General features: G+C 57.8%; 12 protein-coding genes. 8 read left to right on the top strand and 4 right to left on the bottom strand.

Going from position 1 to position 15782, the window contains the following annotated elements:
• Positions 1 to 83: 83 nt before the first annotated feature.
• Positions 84 to 932: a MurR/RpiR family transcriptional regulator gene (locus ABLV30_RS07405; RefSeq protein WP_025106582.1), complete on the bottom strand. Its 849-nt coding sequence runs from the start codon at positions 930 to 932 to the stop codon at positions 84 to 86.
• Positions 933 to 1141: 209 nt separating this feature from the next.
• On the opposite strand from ABLV30_RS07405, the gene yfhb reads away from it, so the two are divergent.
• The gene (yfhb, locus tag ABLV30_RS07400; RefSeq protein ID WP_004853258.1) at positions 1142 to 1777 is read left to right on the top strand and encodes a phosphatidylglycerophosphatase C; all 636 of its coding nucleotides are present in this window, start codon (positions 1142 to 1144) and stop codon (positions 1775 to 1777) included.
• Positions 1778 to 1835: 58 nt separating this feature from the next.
• Entirely contained in the window at positions 1836 to 2342 is a 507-nt protein-coding gene (gene tadA, locus ABLV30_RS07395; RefSeq protein WP_014230397.1) for a tRNA adenosine(34) deaminase TadA, read from the top strand.
• Here the strand turns inward: tadA and mltF are convergent.
• On the bottom strand, positions 2339 to 3955 hold the full coding sequence (mltF, locus tag ABLV30_RS07390; RefSeq protein ID WP_014839219.1) for a membrane-bound lytic murein transglycosylase MltF: 1617 nt from the start codon (positions 3953 to 3955) through the stop codon (positions 2339 to 2341). The two genes, tadA and mltF, sit on opposite strands and share 4 nt — an antisense overlap.
• 174 nt (positions 3956 to 4129) lie before the next feature.
• On the opposite strand from mltF, the gene purL reads away from it, so the two are divergent.
• From purL to glnB, 5 genes are all read left to right on the top strand, one after another.
• Complete coding sequence (purL, locus tag ABLV30_RS07385) at positions 4130 to 8017, top strand: phosphoribosylformylglycinamidine synthase (RefSeq protein ID WP_128334628.1); 3888 nt, start codon at positions 4130 to 4132, stop codon at positions 8015 to 8017.
• Positions 8018 to 8579: 562 nt separating this feature from the next.
• Positions 8580 to 10016, top strand: coding sequence for a HAMP domain-containing sensor histidine kinase (locus tag ABLV30_RS07380; protein ID WP_025106584.1), 1437 nt, complete (start codon positions 8580 to 8582; stop codon positions 10014 to 10016).
• 13 nt (positions 10017 to 10029) lie between these two features.
• On the top strand, positions 10030 to 10734 hold the full coding sequence (qseG, locus tag ABLV30_RS07375) for a two-component system QseEF-associated lipoprotein QseG (RefSeq protein ID WP_032750903.1): 705 nt from the start codon (positions 10030 to 10032) through the stop codon (positions 10732 to 10734).
• Positions 10721 to 12058 carry a two-component system response regulator GlrR gene (gene glrR / locus ABLV30_RS07370; protein WP_014230390.1) on the top strand — a complete coding sequence of 446 codons (1338 nt, stop codon included), beginning with the start codon at positions 10721 to 10723 and terminating at the stop codon, positions 12056 to 12058. The genes qseG and glrR overlap by 14 nt, the downstream gene beginning before the upstream one ends.
• Positions 12059 to 12123: 65 nt before the next feature.
• Entirely contained in the window at positions 12124 to 12462 is a 339-nt protein-coding gene (glnB, locus tag ABLV30_RS07365) for a nitrogen regulatory protein P-II (RefSeq protein WP_002914032.1), read from the top strand.
• A gap of 58 nt (positions 12463 to 12520) precedes the next feature.
• Here the strand turns inward: glnB and hmpA are convergent, their stop codons facing one another.
• A complete protein-coding gene (gene hmpA, locus ABLV30_RS07360; RefSeq protein ID WP_049101705.1) occupies positions 12521 to 13711 on the bottom strand; it encodes an NO-inducible flavohemoprotein in 1191 nt (396 codons plus the stop codon).
• Between the two features lie 325 nt (positions 13712 to 14036).
• Here hmpA and glyA point away from each other — a divergent pair, with 325 nt between their 5' ends.
• On the top strand, positions 14037 to 15290 hold the full coding sequence (glyA, locus tag ABLV30_RS07355; protein ID WP_009654385.1) for a serine hydroxymethyltransferase: 1254 nt from the start codon (positions 14037 to 14039) through the stop codon (positions 15288 to 15290).
• Positions 15291 to 15345: 55 nt separating this feature from the next.
• Here glyA and ABLV30_RS07350 read toward each other — a convergent pair whose 3' ends face one another.
• Positions 15346 to 15768, bottom strand: a complete 423-nt coding sequence (locus tag ABLV30_RS07350) for a DoxX family protein (protein ID WP_025106587.1) — start codon at positions 15766 to 15768, stop codon at positions 15346 to 15348.
• Between the last annotated feature and the right edge of the window lie 14 nt (positions 15769 to 15782).

The raw sequence follows: 15782 nt of genomic DNA, 5'->3' as shown, positions 1-15782 counted from the left end.
CGACCATCCGCAGCGGAGAAATTTTGCCCGGCCTGAGCCAATAAGAGAGTGTGTGCTTTTGACAGCGGGCAGGGCACCCGGGGTTACACCAGCTTTTTCACCAGCGCTTCGCTATGGCGAATCCGCTCCGGAGCGTGCTCAAGATCCTGCTGCACCAGCCCCATAAACAGAAGATCGGTCAACATCATTTGCGCGCTGGTGGAGGAGATCGCAGCGCTACGCGTGGCCTGCTCTTCCGCAATGGTGTACAGGCACAGCGTTGCCTGCTGCTGAAGCGCGTTGGGGTTAAAGCCGGTGATCGCCAGGATCTGGCTTCCTACCCGCAGCGCTTCACCGGCCGCCATATTGATCTCGCGTCGTTCACCGGAATAGGAGATGGCCAGCAGCAGATCGTCCGAAGACATCGCCTGTACCGTCGCCAGCAGGGCGTGCATATCCTGTTCTGATACCGCGTTAATACCGATTTTCATCAGCTTCCAGCTAAAGTTTCTCGCCACCAGGCCCGACGCGCCGATGCCGGTAATGATGACCCGACGGGCGTGGCGCAACAGCGTGACGGCTTCCAGCAGCTTCTCTTCGGTGTTGACGTCCAGCGAGGCGTGCATGGCCGCGACGTTATCTTTAATCAGCTTTTCGCCAACCAGGCGCAGGGGATCGTCGCCGCGAATCTGGTTATGCACCGGTACGGATTGCGGAGTCGGCGCACTTGCCAGGGCTTCGCTCAACGCCAGCTTTAACGCCGGGAAGCCTTTGAACCCCATCTTCTGCGCAAATTTCACTACGCTTGACTGGCTGACGCCGGCTTCGCCCGCCAGCTGCTGCGAGCTGAGGTGGCGGGTTTGATCCGGTTGAGCCAGAATGAAATCGGCCAGTTTTTTATCGCTTGCGGCCAACGTCGGATAGCGCTGGCGAATACGGGTCAAACAGTTCATAGCGGCTCCGGAGGACAGCTTCACCCTCGGCTGAAAGAATTTTGTATTCGATTATAAGAGGATTATCGCGAATTAAAAATTCTGTGCCTAAGATTTCTCGGCAAAGACGTTTTCTTAATACGGATTCAACAGCAGCGTATGTTTTCGCTATTGGCGACGTAAGGCTGTTAAGCTATTGGTTATCATGCGATCGTTCAGGGGAGTGGGTTTTGAATAGCAGCACGCGGAGAGTGGTTTTCTTTGATCTGGATGGAACCTTGCATCAGCAGGATATGTTCGGCAGCTTTTTGCGCTATGCCCTGCGCCATCAGCCGCTGAACGCGCTGCTGCTGCTTCCTTTATTGCCGGTTATCGCGGCCGGACTGATGTTATACGGTCGCGCCGCGCGCTGGCCGATGAGCCTGCTGCTCTGGGCATCAACCTTTGGACGCAGCGAGCAGCAGCTTAAACGCCTGGAGGCCAATTTTGTTCGCTGGTTTCGCCAGCACGTCACGGCATTCCCGGTTGTTCAGGCGCGGCTTAAACATTATCTGACCAGCACGGACGCTGACGTCTGGCTGATCACCGGTTCGCCGCAGTCGCTGGTTGAACAGGTCTATTTTGATACCGCCTGGCTGCCGCGGGTGAATCTGATCGCCAGCCGAATGGAGCGACGCTACGGCGGCTGGGGGTTAACCCTGCGCTGTCTCGGTAATGAAAAAGTGACGCAGCTGGAACAAAAGATCGGCGCACCGCTGCGCTTGTATAGCGGCTACAGCGACAGCGAGCAGGACAACCCGCTGCTCTCTTTTTGCCAGCACCGCTGGCGGGTAACGCCGCAGGGCGATCTTCAGCAGTTAGAATAGTGTGTAATACATAGCGCCCATGTATAATGCGCCCCGCTTTTCTGCAGGAGTGCCCGCTTTGTCTGACCATGAATTAAATGATGAATACTGGATGCGTCACGCCCTGACGCTGGCCAAACGCGCCTGGGAAGAGGGCGAGGTGCCGGTCGGCGCCGTGCTGGTGCATAATCATCAGGTCATCGGCGAGGGCTGGAACCGGCCCATCGGCCGCCACGATCCCACCGCGCACGCCGAGATTATGGCGCTGCGTCAGGGCGGGCTGGTGTTGCAAAACTATCGCCTGATTGACGCAACGCTGTACGTTACTCTCGAGCCCTGCGTGATGTGCGCCGGCGCAATGGTGCATAGCCGTATTTCCCGGCTGGTGTTTGGCGCCAGGGATGCGAAAACCGGCGCCGCAGGGTCGCTGATTGATGTGCTGCATCATCCGGGCATGAACCATCGGGTAGAAATAGCGGAAGGTGTTATGGCGGAGGCCTGTTCCGGCATGCTGAGCGATTTCTTCCGCTGGCGGCGGGAAGAGAAAAAAGCGCTAAAGCGAGCTGGCCAACAGGCGCAAGATTAATGCCCCATTCCGGGGATTTTTAATTTTGCGTTATCGACCAGCGTTTCGGCGCGAAAGTTAAAAAAGGACCTGGTGTACTGCTCTTCTTTATCCAGCTCATCCGGCATGACCGCCGGATAGTGTTCACCTAAGGCCGCCATCTGCGCGTCTTTTTTCTCTTTTTCAGAGAGATAGCCCACGAGGCTGATATGATATTTGCGGATATTTTCGACGTAGGCGTAGGCTTCGTGCCCGCGTGCAAAGCCGTACTTCAGTCGGCTGTAGTAGTTTTTCTGGCTTAGCAGCGGCAGACGCTGCTTCACATCCGCCCAGCTATTCGGGTTGCCTTTCTGCTTTTTGGTCAGCGCCATCGCGTCAAGCATGTGCGCGTAGCCCATATTATAAGCCGCCAGCGCAAACCAGATGCGCTCGTCCTGTGGGACCGACTCCGGCACTTTATTCATCATGTCCTGTAAATAACGCATGCCGCCGTCGAGGCTTTGCTCGGCGTCGGTACGATCGGTCAGGCCCAGGCTTTGCGCCGTATTGCGGGTCAGCATCATTATCCCGCGAACGCCCGTCGGAGAGGTGGCCTGCGGATCCCAGTGCGATTCCTGCCATGAGATAGCCGCCAGCAGCCGCCAGTCTATCTGTCGGGCGTATTTTTCAAACATCGGCTGCAGGTCAGGGAGGACGCTCTCCACGGCGCGCAGGAAGGTGCGGGTGTCAACGTAGTCAAAATCGTTGCCGTGGCCGAGGTATTTCTCCTCCAGCCTCGCCAGGGTGCCATCTTCGTTAATGTTATTGAAGAAATCGAGCATTGCCGCCGGCAGGGAATTATCCTCACCTTTTTCGCTAAACCAGGTGACCGGCTGTTCGTCGCTGATATCGAGGGCGACGGCCAGCTCCGGGTGAACGCGCTGGAACAGACTGACGGCGACCGAATCAGCGACGGTATAGTCGAGTTTGCCATCGATAACCGCCTGCATCAGCGCCGTCGTGCCTCGCTTATCGTCCACGTGCCACTCAAGGTCGGGATATTTTTGCTTTTTCAATGCCTGGAGATCGTTAATCGCCACGTGTCCGGGAGCGATGGCCAGCTGCGCGGCGGTGATGTTTGCCAGGGTGCGCGGACGCAGGTTGCCTTTGCGATACACCAGCTGTTGCGAAACGGAATAGTAGGTCGGCCCGACCTGATAGTTTTTCACCCGCTCGGAGTTGTAGACCAGCCCGGCTGCCAGCATGTCGGCTTTGCCTTCATCGAGGTCGTCGAATAGCTGGCTGATATTCTGCCTGACGGTGACTTTGAGCTCGACGCCGAGGTAGTCGGCAAACTGCTGCGCCAGCTCATAATCAAAACCATAGGTCTTGTCATTGATAGTCGCGAAGGTCATCGGCGAATTAATGGTGCTGATTCGCAGTTCTCCGCGCGCCATGATCCCCGCCACGCGGTTTTCTGGTTTTCCCATCCACGGGAGAGACGGCCACAGGGCAGCCGCCAGCAGGAGGGTCACAATGCCGATGAGCAGATAATTAATCTTTAATTTTTTCAGATAGTTAATCTTCTGCAGCTTCGCGTTCCTCAGCAGATTATGACCAGAAAAAGTAAAAGGTTGTCCTGGAATGAGCGGCATTTTGCTTAAGAATGCGCCAGTTGGCAACTTATTCGCGAGATGAGTCACATTAATTGATAAACCCCGGCAATCATTTTATTTCTACGCAAACGGTTTCGTCGGGGCGCAGGATTCACTATAATGGCGCCCGTTTCCCCCCTGGCTCACCATGAAAGCTTCGAAGACGAGAGACTTATGATGGAAATTTTGCGTGGTTCACCTGCACTGTCGGCATTCCGTATCAATAAACTGCTGGCACGTTTCCAGGCGGCCAACCTTCCGGTCAGCACCCTTTATGCCGAGTACGTTCATTTTGCCGACCTCAGCACCCCGCTCAGCGGCGACGATCGCGAGAGCCTGGCAAGATTGCTCAAGTATGGCCCGAACTTAAGCAGCCATACCCCGACCGGCAAGCTACTGCTCGTTACCCCCCGTCCCGGCACCATCTCTCCCTGGTCTTCTAAAGCTACCGACATCGCCCATAACTGCGGCCTGTCACAGGTTTTGCGCCTGGAGCGCGGCGTGGCGTATTACGTCGAAGCGAGCAGCCTGAATGACGAACAGTGGTCGCAGGTGGCGGCCGAACTGCATGACCGCATGATGGAAAGCGTCTTTGGCGCGCTGGAAGAGGGTGAAAAACTCTTCGCCCACCATCAGCCAACCCCGGTCACCAGCGTTGATCTGCTGGGCCTGGGCCGTCAGGCGCTGATTGACGCCAACCTCCGTCTGGGGCTGGCGCTGGCGGATGATGAAATCGACTATCTGCAGGATGCTTTCCAGAAGCTGGGTCGCAACCCGAACGATATCGAACTCTATATGTTCGCGCAGGCTAACTCCGAGCACTGCCGACACAAGATTTTTAACGCCGACTGGGTCATTGATGGCGAAAAGCAGCCGAAGTCGCTGTTTAAAATGATCAAAAACACCTTCGAGAAAACCCCGGACTACGTGCTGTCTGCTTATAAAGACAACGCCGCGGTAATGGAAGGTTCAGCCGTGGGGCGCTACTTCGCCGACCACGAAACCGGCCGCTACGACTTCCACCAGGAAGACGCGCATATTCTGATGAAGGTCGAAACCCATAACCACCCGACGGCGATCTCTCCGTGGCCGGGCGCGGCGACCGGTTCCGGCGGCGAAATTCGCGATGAAGGCGCCACCGGGCGCGGCGCGAAGCCGAAAGCGGGTCTGGTGGGCTTCTCGGTTTCTAACCTGCGTATTCCGGGGTTTGAGCAGCCTTGGGAAGAGGATTTCGGTAAGCCGGAGCGTATCGTCACCGCGCTGGATATCATGACCGAAGGCCCGCTGGGCGGCGCGGCGTTTAACAACGAATTTGGTCGTCCGGCGCTCAACGGTTACTTCCGTACCTATGAAGAGAAAGTGAGCAGCCACAACGGCGAAGAGCTGCGAGGCTATCACAAGCCCATTATGCTGGCGGGCGGTATCGGCAACATTCGCGGCGAACACGTGCAGAAGGGCGAGATCGTCGTCGGCGCGAAGCTGATTGTTCTCGGCGGTCCGGCGATGAACATCGGTCTTGGCGGCGGCGCGGCCTCTTCAATGGCTTCCGGCCAGTCCGATGCCGATCTCGATTTCGCCTCCGTACAGCGCGACAACCCGGAAATGGAACGTCGTTGCCAGGAAGTTATCGACCGCTGCTGGCAGCTGGGCGACGCCAACCCGATTCTGTTTATCCACGACGTCGGCGCCGGCGGTCTGTCGAACGCGATGCCTGAACTGGTCAGCGACGGCGGACGCGGCGGTAAATTCCAGCTGCGCGATATCCTCAGCGATGAGCCGGGCATGAGCCCGCTGGAGATCTGGTGTAACGAATCGCAGGAACGTTATGTGCTGGCGGTCGCGCCGGAGCAGCTGCCGCTGTTTGATGAGCTGTGCCGCCGCGAACGCGCGCCGTATGCTGTGATTGGCGAAGCGACCGAAGCGCTGCATCTGAGCCTCGACGATACTCACTTTGACGATCGCCCGATCGACCTGCCGCTTGACGTGCTGCTGGGCAAAACGCCGAAAATGACCCGCGACGTGCAGACGCTCAAAGCCCAGGGCCAGAGTCTGGAACGCCAGGGAATCACTATTGCCGACGCGGTGAATCGCGTGCTGCACCTGCCGACCGTGGCGGAGAAAACCTTCCTCGTCACCATCGGTGACCGTACCGTCACCGGTATGGTGGCGCGCGATCAGATGGTGGGTCCGTGGCAGATCCCGGTGGCTAACTGCGCGGTGACCACCGCCAGTCTCGACAGCTACTATGGCGAAGCCATGTCCATTGGCGAGCGCGCGCCGGTGGCGCTGCTGGACTTTGCCGCTTCCGCCCGTCTGGCGGTCGGCGAGGCGCTGACCAACATCGCGGCGACGCAGATTGGCGCGCTCAATCGCGTGAAGCTGTCGGCAAACTGGATGGCCGCAGCCGGTCACCCGGGCGAAGACGCCGGTTTATATGAAGCGGTAAAAGCGGTTGGCGAAGAGCTCTGTCCGGCCCTGGGACTGACCATTCCGGTGGGTAAAGACTCCATGTCGATGAAAACCCGCTGGCAGGAAGGCGCTGAACAGCGCGAGATGACCTCTCCGCTGTCGCTGGTGATTTCCGCCTTTGCCCGCGTGGAAGACGTACGCCGTACCGTCACCCCACAGCTCGCGACCGAAGACAACGCCCTGCTGCTGATTGATTTAGGCAAGGGGAACAATGCGCTGGGCGCGACCGCGCTGGCGCAGGTTTATCGTCAGCTTGGCGATGTGACCGCCGACGTGCGCGATGTCGCGCAGCTGAAAGGCTTCTGGGACGCAATGCAGGCGCTGGTGGCCGAAGGTAAGCTGCTGGCGTGGCACGATCGGTCTGACGGTGGCCTGCTGGTCACGCTGGCCGAGATGGCCTTTACCGGCCACTGCGGCGTCAAGGTTGATATCGCCGCGCTCGGCGAGGATCGTCTGGCCGCGCTGTTTAACGAGGAGCTTGGCGGGGTGATTCAGGTTCGTGCCGCCGACCGCCAGGCGGTGGAAGCGCTGCTGGCCGCTCATGGTCTGGCGGATTGCGTTCACTATCTTGGCCAGGCCACGACGGGCGATCGCTTTATCATCGAGGCCGACGGTCACCCGGTATTCAGCGAAAGCCGCACAACGCTGCGCATGTGGTGGGCAGAAACCACCTGGCAAATGCAGCGTCTGCGCGATAACCCGGAGTGCGCCGACCAGGAGCACGAGGCGAAAGCCAACGATGCCGATCCGGGCCTTAACGTGAAGCTCTCCTTCGATATCAATGAGGATATCGCTGCGCCTTATATTGCCACCGGCGCGCGTCCGAAGGTTGCGGTGCTGCGCGAGCAGGGCGTGAACTCCCATGTAGAAATGGCCGCGGCGTTCCATCGCGCGGGCTTTGATGCCATCGATGTGCACATGAGCGACCTGCTGGCGGGGCGTACCGGTCTTGCTGACTTCCAGGCGCTGGTGGCCTGCGGCGGCTTCTCCTACGGTGACGTTTTAGGCGCGGGTGAGGGCTGGGCGAAATCGATCCTGTTCAATGAGCGGGTTCGCGACGAATTTGCCACCTTCTTCCATCGTCCGCAAACCCTGGCGCTGGGCGTATGCAACGGCTGCCAGATGATGTCTAACCTGCGCGAGCTGATCCCGGGCAGCGAGCTGTGGCCGCGCTTTGTGCGTAACCAGTCCGACCGCTTTGAAGCGCGCTTCAGCCTGGTTGAAGTGACCCAGAGCCCGTCGCTGCTGCTGCAGGGGATGGTGGGGTCAATGATGCCGATTGCCGTATCTCACGGTGAAGGACAGGTGGAAGTCCGCGATGGCGCGCATCTGGCGCAGCTGGAAAGCAAAGGCCTGGTGGCGCTGCGCTTTGTCGACAACGTCGGTAAGGTGACGGAAAACTATCCGGCTAACCCGAACGGTTCGCCGAACGGTATCACCGCGGTGACCAGCGAAAGTGGGCGCGCGACCATCATGATGCCGCACCCGGAACGCGTGTTCCGCACCGTGTCGAACTCCTGGCATCCGGAAAACTGGGGCGAAGACAGCCCGTGGATGCGTATTTTCCGCAACGCGCGTAAACAGCTGGGCTAAAACCGCTCACAAATCGCATTAAGCCTCCTGCCCGCGCAGGGGGCTTTTTTATTGGTGAGGCGTATCGACAGCAGGTGTCGGGGATCGCCGACAAACGCGCTATAGTGGTGTCGTCAAAAGGTGACGCTTAACATATTGATTTATAATGGCATTGCTAAACCATTCATCCGGTGTTGCTAATCAGCGACACTTTGCGCGAAAACCGACCATCATCATTCATGCCCATGAATAGTAAAAAGGTATTATATTTCATTGTGTTAATAAAATGTTTTGAGATGTGGCATAGTTCGTGCATAATTATAACCAGTGGCTCATTCACCTTCTTATGTCAGCCCCTTCGGGACGCGCTACATAAACTTCGAATGACGCACAAACAGGTGCCTGCCGTCCAACTCCTGATAACAGCTCTGCTTTATCAGTCATCGGGCGAAACGTCGAGTAAGGCACCGCCTCATTTCTTAATAAAGCCAGGCTCCTGTAGCCTGGCTTTATTATTTCCGGCGTAGATGTTTATTGCGTCCTCGGTTAGCATCGTCATGAGCTAATGATTGAGACCCTATCCGTGAAGCGACTCTCCCTTTTCCCCCGTTCGCTGCGCCAGCTGGTCACGCTATCCTTCGTGCTGATCCTGCTGCCGCTGCTGGTGCTGGCATGGCAGGCGTGGCAAAGCCTCAACGCGCTGAGCGCGCAGGCGGCGCATATCAACCGTACTACCCTTATCGACGCCCGCCGCAGCGAAGCGATGATTAACGCATCGCTGGAGATGGAACGTAGCTACCGTCAGTACTGCGTGCTGGACGATCCGACGCTGGCGCGGGTCTACCAGAATCAGCGCCAACGCTACAGCGAAATGCTTGATGCTCACGCGGGCGTCCTGCCCGATGAGAAAATCTGGCAGGCGCTGCGTCAGGATCTCGACGATCTGGCCGAGCTGCAGTGTAAAAATAGCGGTCCGGCGGCGAAGTCAGCCGCCAGCCTGGAAGCGTTTGCCTCGGCCAATAGCGACATGGTGCAGGCAACCCGAACGGTGGTCTATTCGCGCGGGCAGCAGCTGCAGCAGGAAATTGCCGAGCGCGGGCAGTTCTTCGGCTGGCAGGCGCTGGTGCTGTTCCTGCTCAGCCTGGCGCTGGTGCTGCTGTTCACCCGCATGATTATCGGCCCGGTGAAGGGCATTGAGAGAATGATCAACCGACTGGGGGAGGGGAAGTCGCTGGACGACGCCGCGCTGTTTACCGGTCCGCGCGAGCTGCGCTCCGTCGGTAAACGCATTATCTGGCTGAGCGAACGCCTTGCCTGGCTGGAATCCCAGCGTCATCAGTTCCTGCGCCATCTTTCCCATGAGCTGAAAACGCCGCTGGCCAGCATGCGCGAAGGGACGGAGCTGCTTGCCGACCGGGTGGCCGGGCCGCTGACGCCCGAGCAGCAGGAGATCGTTGAAATTCTGGATAACAGCAGCCGCAACCTGCAAAAGCTGATCGAGCAGCTGCTGGATTACAACCGTAAACAGGCCGATGGCCCGATTGCGCGCGAGACGGTAAACCTGGCCGAACTGGTGGAAAATGTGGTTTCTGCCCATAGCCTGCCGGCAAGAGCTAAAATGATGCATACCGAACTGTTGCTCAGCGAGCGTTTATGCGAAGCGGAGCCCGCTCTGCTGGTGAGCGTCCTGGATAATCTCTACTCCAATGCGGTGCACTATGGTGCTGAATCCGGTAACATTCGCATTCATAGCTATCGGCACGGCGAGCAGGTGCGCATTGACGTCATTAACGACGGCGAGCCGATCCCGCCCGCAGAGAGAAACATGATTTTTGAGCCTTTTTATCAGGGAAGCCACCAGCGTAAAGGGGCGGTAAAAGGCAGCGGTCTGGGGCTGAGCATTGCCCGCGACTGCGTACGGCAAATGCAGGGCGAGCTGAGCCTGGTTGATGATAAATCAGGGCTAATCTGTTTTCGTATCACGCTCCCCGTCGCCGAGTCTGGACAAAATAACGTATAACTATCGGGTGAATATGTCCCACTTCTTCGCACTTGTCCGTCCCCTCAGGGGATGGCTGCTGTCAGGCATGTCCTGCCTGGCGCTGGCGGGATGTTCCGCCTCTACATCACCACACGCCGCGGATGGCAAAACGCTCTCCGCGCTGCCGCAGCATCAGGTCGCCGATTTTCTTTCGGTGGAGTGCGCCGACATCTGGAGCCTGCAAAGCGAGGCCAGTGATAAAAACCCGCTTTACTGGCTGCGGGGAATTGACTGCGCGGATCGCCTTGCTCCGGTACAGGCGCGGGCTGAAGCCCGGCAGCACGATGCCAACAGCTGGCAGGATGCCTTTAAACGCGGCATTTTACTGGCCGATGCCAAAATTACGCCCAACGAACGTCGCGATCTGGTGGCCAGTCTGGATGCCTTCAGCCCGCAAATCGCCGCCCAGGTTCGCCCGCTTTATCAGCTCTGGCGCGATGCCCAGGGCCGGCAGCTTCAGCTGATTGAGGAGCGCTCCCGCTACGCCAAATTGCAGCAGTCAAGCGATGCGGAGCTGGAGACGCTGCGTCAGCAGGAAATTGAACTTCGCAGTCAGCTCGAACTGACGACCCGCAAGCTGGAGAATCTCACCGACATCGAGCGCCAGCTCTCCAGCCGTAAACCCGGCGGGAACTTCAGCCCGGACGCCGGGCACGGCGGCGAGAAGGTCCCGGAGGTGATTCATGACGATCCGTAAACCCGCCCGCCTGCTGCTGGTGGACGACGATCCGGGGCTGCTGAAGCTGCTGGGCATGCGTCTTGTCAGCGAAGGATACAGCGTACTGACCGCCGAGAGCGGGCCGGAGGCCCTGCGCACCCTGAGCCGTGACAAAGTCGACCTGGTAGTCAGCGACCTGCGGATGGACGAGATGGATGGCCTCCAGCTGTTCAGCGAAATCCAGAAGGTTCAGCCGGGAATGCCGGTGATCATTCTCACCGCGCACGGTTCCATTCCGGACGCCGTTGCCGCGACCCAGCAGGGCGTATTTAGCTTTCTCACCAAGCCGGTGGATAAAGACGCTCTGTATAAAGCGATTGATGACGCGCTGGAGCAGAGCGCGCCCACCACCGATGAGCGCTGGCGCCAGGCGATTGTGACCCGCAGCCCGCTGATGGAGCGTCTGCTGGAGCAGGCCGGGATGGTGGCGCAGTCGGACGTCAGCGTGCTGATTAACGGCCAGAGCGGTACCGGCAAGGAGATTGTCGCCCAGGCAATTCATAACGCCAGCCCGCGCCGCGATAAACCTTTTGTCGCCATTAACTGCGGCGCGCTTCCCGAGCAGCTGCTGGAGTCGGAGCTGTTTGGCCACGCCCGCGGCGCTTTTACCGGCGCGGTCAGCAATCGCGAGGGGCTATTCCAGGCCGCAGAAGGCGGGACCCTGTTTCTTGATGAAATCGGCGATATGCCGGTGGCGCTGCAGGTTAAACTGCTGCGCGTCCTGCAGGAGCGTAAAGTGCGCCCGCTGGGCAGCAACCGCGATATCGACATTGATGTGCGGATTATTTCTGCGACCCATCGCGACCTGCCGAAGGCCATGGCGCGCGGCGAGTTTCGCGAAGATCTGTTTTATCGTCTCAACGTGGTGAATCTGAAAATCCCGCCGCTGGCCGAGCGTACGGAAGATATTCCGCTGCTGGCGAACCATCTGCTGCGCCAGTCCGCCGATCGCCACAAACCCTTTGTTCGCGCGTTCTCCACCGATGCGATGAAGCGGCTGATGGCCGCAAAATGGCCGGGCAACGTGCGCCAGCTGGTGAACGTGATTGAGCAGTGCGTGGCGCTAACCTCTTCGCCGGTCATTAGCGACGCCCTGGTGGAGCAGGCGCTGGAAGGGGAAAACACCGCGCTGCCGACCTTTGTTGAGGCGCGGAATCAGTTTGAGCTCAATTACCTGCGCAAGCTGCTGCAAATCACTAAAGGCAACGTCACGCATGCGGCGCGGATGGCGGGGCGCAACCGCACCGAATTTTATAAGCTGCTGTCGCGCCACGAGCTCGACGCTAACGACTTTAAAGAGTAGCTCCGTGTGATGACGCAAGTTATGATACGGTTAGCAACCGGTTACGCGACTAAAACAGGAACACCATGAAAAAGATTGATGCGATTATTAAACCCTTCAAACTGGATGACGTGCGTGAAGCGCTGGCCGAAGTCGGCATCACCGGGATGACGGTAACGGAAGTGAAAGGTTTTGGCCGCCAGAAGGGGCATACCGAGCTGTATCGCGGCGCGGAGTATATGGTCGATTTTCTGCCGAAAGTGAAAATCGAAATCGTTGTCACCGATGATATCGTCGACACCTGCGTGGATACCATTATCCGTACGGCGCAGACCGGCAAAATCGGCGACGGTAAGATCTTTGTTTTCGATGTCGCGCGCGTGATTCGTATCCGCACCGGCGAAGAAGACGACGCGGCGATTTAAGCTGACAAACCGAATGGCGGCCCGATAATTTCCGGGCCGCCTGCATCCATCGCTCTGTTTACAGCACCTTGTGCGGGCCGAAGCACTCGTAATGAATGTTGCCGCTGCTCACGCCCAGATCTACCAGCTGCTTCGCGGCAAACTGCATAAACGCCACCGGGCCGCAGAGATAGAACTGCATCTGCGGGTCGCCGATCTTGTCGGCCAGGGCCGATAAATCCATCAAACCTTCGCTGTCAAACGCGCCGGCGTCACGGTCCGTTTCGCTCGGGCTGCGGTACCAGACGTGAGAAGTAAACTTCGTCAGGGTTTCACCCAGCGCTTTCACTTCCTCCGCGAAGGCGTGCACGTCGCCATTCTCTGCCGCGTGGAACCAGTTCACCTGCGCCGGATGCTGTGCTTTTGCCAGCGTGTCCAGCATCGCCAGCATCGGCGTCTGACCGACGCCGCCGGAGAGCAGCGTGACCGGCGTTTCCGGCGCCACGTTGAGGAAAAAGTCGCCGGCCGGCGCGGCCAGGTAAATCACGTCGCCTTCTTTCGCAGAATCATGCAGCCAGTTTGAAACCTGGCCGCCGTTTTCACGCTTAACCGCAATGCGATAGCCTTTGCCGTCGGGTTTGCGGGTCAAAGAGTACTGACGAATTTCCTGATGCGGAAAGCCTTCCGGCTTCAGCCAGACCGCCAGGTACTGGCCCGGATGGTATTCAGCGACCGCGCCGCCGTCGACCGGCTCAAACTCAAAGCTGGTAATCAGCGCGCTGCGCGGCGTTTTTCTGACGATGCGGAACGCGCGGGTGCCTTCCCAGCCGCCGGTTTTACTGGCGCTTTCGCTGTAGATTTGCGCTTCACGATTAATAAAGACGTTGGCCAGCACGCCGTAGGCCTTGCCCCAGGCATCCAGCACTTCCTGACCCGGGCTGAACATCTCGTCAAGGGTGGCCAGCAGGTGGGTGCCGACAATATTGTACTGCTCGGGCTGGATCTGGAAGCTGGTGTGCTTCTGGGCGATTTTTTCCACCGCCGGCAGCAGGGCGGACAGGTTCTCAAGATTGCTGGCATAGGCGGCAATGGCGTTGAACAGCGCCTCGCGCTGGTCGCCGTTGCGCTGATTACTCATATTAAAGATTTCTTTGAGTTCGGGATTATGAGCAAACATGCGGTCGTAAAAATGGGCGGTCAGTTTCGGACCGGTTTCAACCAGCAGAGGGATGGTGGCTTTCACCGTAGCGATGGTTTGCGCGTCGAGCATAGCAGCTTCCTTTATAGGTTATCTTAATGATGCATATTAAATGCATCTTATAAAAATAACCCTGCTTTGTAAATGGTTCTTTAACTCTTTGCCGTAAGGCAGTTACAACATGAATTATTTGCATCACAAACCTGAAAAGAAATCCGTTGATAATCGAAGGTGCTTTATTGCTCAAAGCCTTGTGTAACGCGGAGCCAATCGTTTGCGTAAAATCCTTTGTCAAGACCTGTTATCGCAGAATGATTCAGTTATACTGTGGGCCGTTGTCCAGGTGGACCGCCTTTTTAGGCCGAAATTTTATTGTTAGCTGAGTCAGGAGATGCGGATGTTAAAGCGTGAAATGAACATTGCCGATTATGATGCCGAACTGTGGCAGGCTATGGAGCAAGAAAAAGTACGTCAGGAAGAGCACATCGAACTGATCGCCTCCGAAAACTACACCAGCCCGCGCGTTATGCAGGCGCAGGGCTCTCAGCTGACCAACAAATACGCTGAAGGATATCCGGGCAAGCGCTACTACGGCGGCTGTGAATACGTCGATATCGTAGAGCAGCTGGCTATCGATCGCGCCAAAGAGCTGTTCGGCGCTGACTACGCTAACGTGCAGCCGCACTCCGGCTCCCAGGCTAACTTCGCGGTCTATACTGCACTGCTGCAGCCGGGCGATACCGTTCTGGGTATGAACCTGGCGCAGGGTGGTCACCTGACTCACGGCTCCCCGGTCAACTTCTCCGGCAAACTGTACAACATCATTCCTTACGGCATCGATGAGTCCGGTAAAATTGACTATGAAGACATGGCTAAGCAGGCTCAGGAACATAAACCGAAGATGATTATCGGTGGTTTCTCCGCTTATTCCGGCGTGGTTGACTGGGCAAAAATGCGCGAAATCGCTGACAGCATCGGCGCATACCTGTTCGTCGACATGGCCCACGTTGCCGGTCTGATCGCCGCTGGCGTTTATCCGAACCCGGTTCCGCATGCTCACGTCGTGACCACCACTACCCACAAGACCCTGGCCGGTCCGCGCGGCGGCCTGATCCTGGCGAAAGGCGGCAGCGAAGAGCTGTACAAAAAACTGAACTCTGCCGTATTCCCTAGCGCCCAGGGCGGCCCGCTGATGCACGTTATCGCGGCGAAAGCCGTTGCGCTGAAAGAAGCGATGGAGCCGGAGTTCAAAGTTTACCAGCAGCAGGTAGCGAAAAACGCGAAGGCAATGGTAGAAGTGTTCCTGAACCGCGGCTACAAAGTGGTTTCCGGCGGCACTGAAAATCACCTGTTCCTGCTGGATCTGGTCGATAAAAACCTGACCGGTAAAGAAGCGGACGCTGCGCTGGGCCGTGCTAACATCACCGTCAACAAAAACAGCGTGCCGAACGATCCGAAGAGCCCGTTTGTGACCTCCGGCATCCGTATCGGTTCTCCGGCAGTCACCCGTCGCGGCTTTAAAGAAGCGGAAGTGAAAGAGCTGGCCGGCTGGATGTGCGACGTGCTGGACAACATCAATGACGAAGCGGTCATTGAGCGCGTGAAGGGTAAAGTGCTGGATATCTGCGCACGCTTCCCGGTTTATGCGTAAGCGTTAGCGTTGACATAAAAAAGGCCGCTGATGCGGCCTTTTTTGCGTCTGTTGATTAGCGGCGGTCGAGCGAAATCGCCCCGGGACCGGTTATCGCCAGCAGCAGGAAGGCGCCGGCAATACTGATGTTTTTCCAGAAGTTAATCATGTTCGGCAGAACCGCATCGCCGGTCATATCCCAGTAGTGATGGCCAATCACCGCGGTACCGAGGGTATAAAAAATAAAGATCACCGCCAGCGGGCGGGTGAAAAAGCCCAGCACAATTAAAATGGCCGCCGGCACTTCCATAATAATGGCAATGATGGCCGCAAGCGTTGGCATCGGCGCGCCGGAGGAGGCCATGTACTGCACCGTGCCGCTAAAGCCGAGCAGCTTGGGATAGCCGAAAAGAATAAACAGCACCACCACCGCGATACGCGCAATCAGCAGCAGCAGAGAGCGGGAGGAGCCAAAGTCAAAGTAGCGTAGAGTGTTCATAATCAGCTCGTTAT

Origin of the sequence: Klebsiella sp. CN_Kp113, from assembly GCF_040064585.1 — a bacterium.
In the GTDB taxonomy this organism is placed as follows: Bacteria; Pseudomonadota; Gammaproteobacteria; order Enterobacterales; family Enterobacteriaceae; genus Klebsiella; species Klebsiella michiganensis.
Note: the sequence above shows the minus strand (reverse complement) of the source record. Positions and strands in the feature narration are given on the sequence as shown.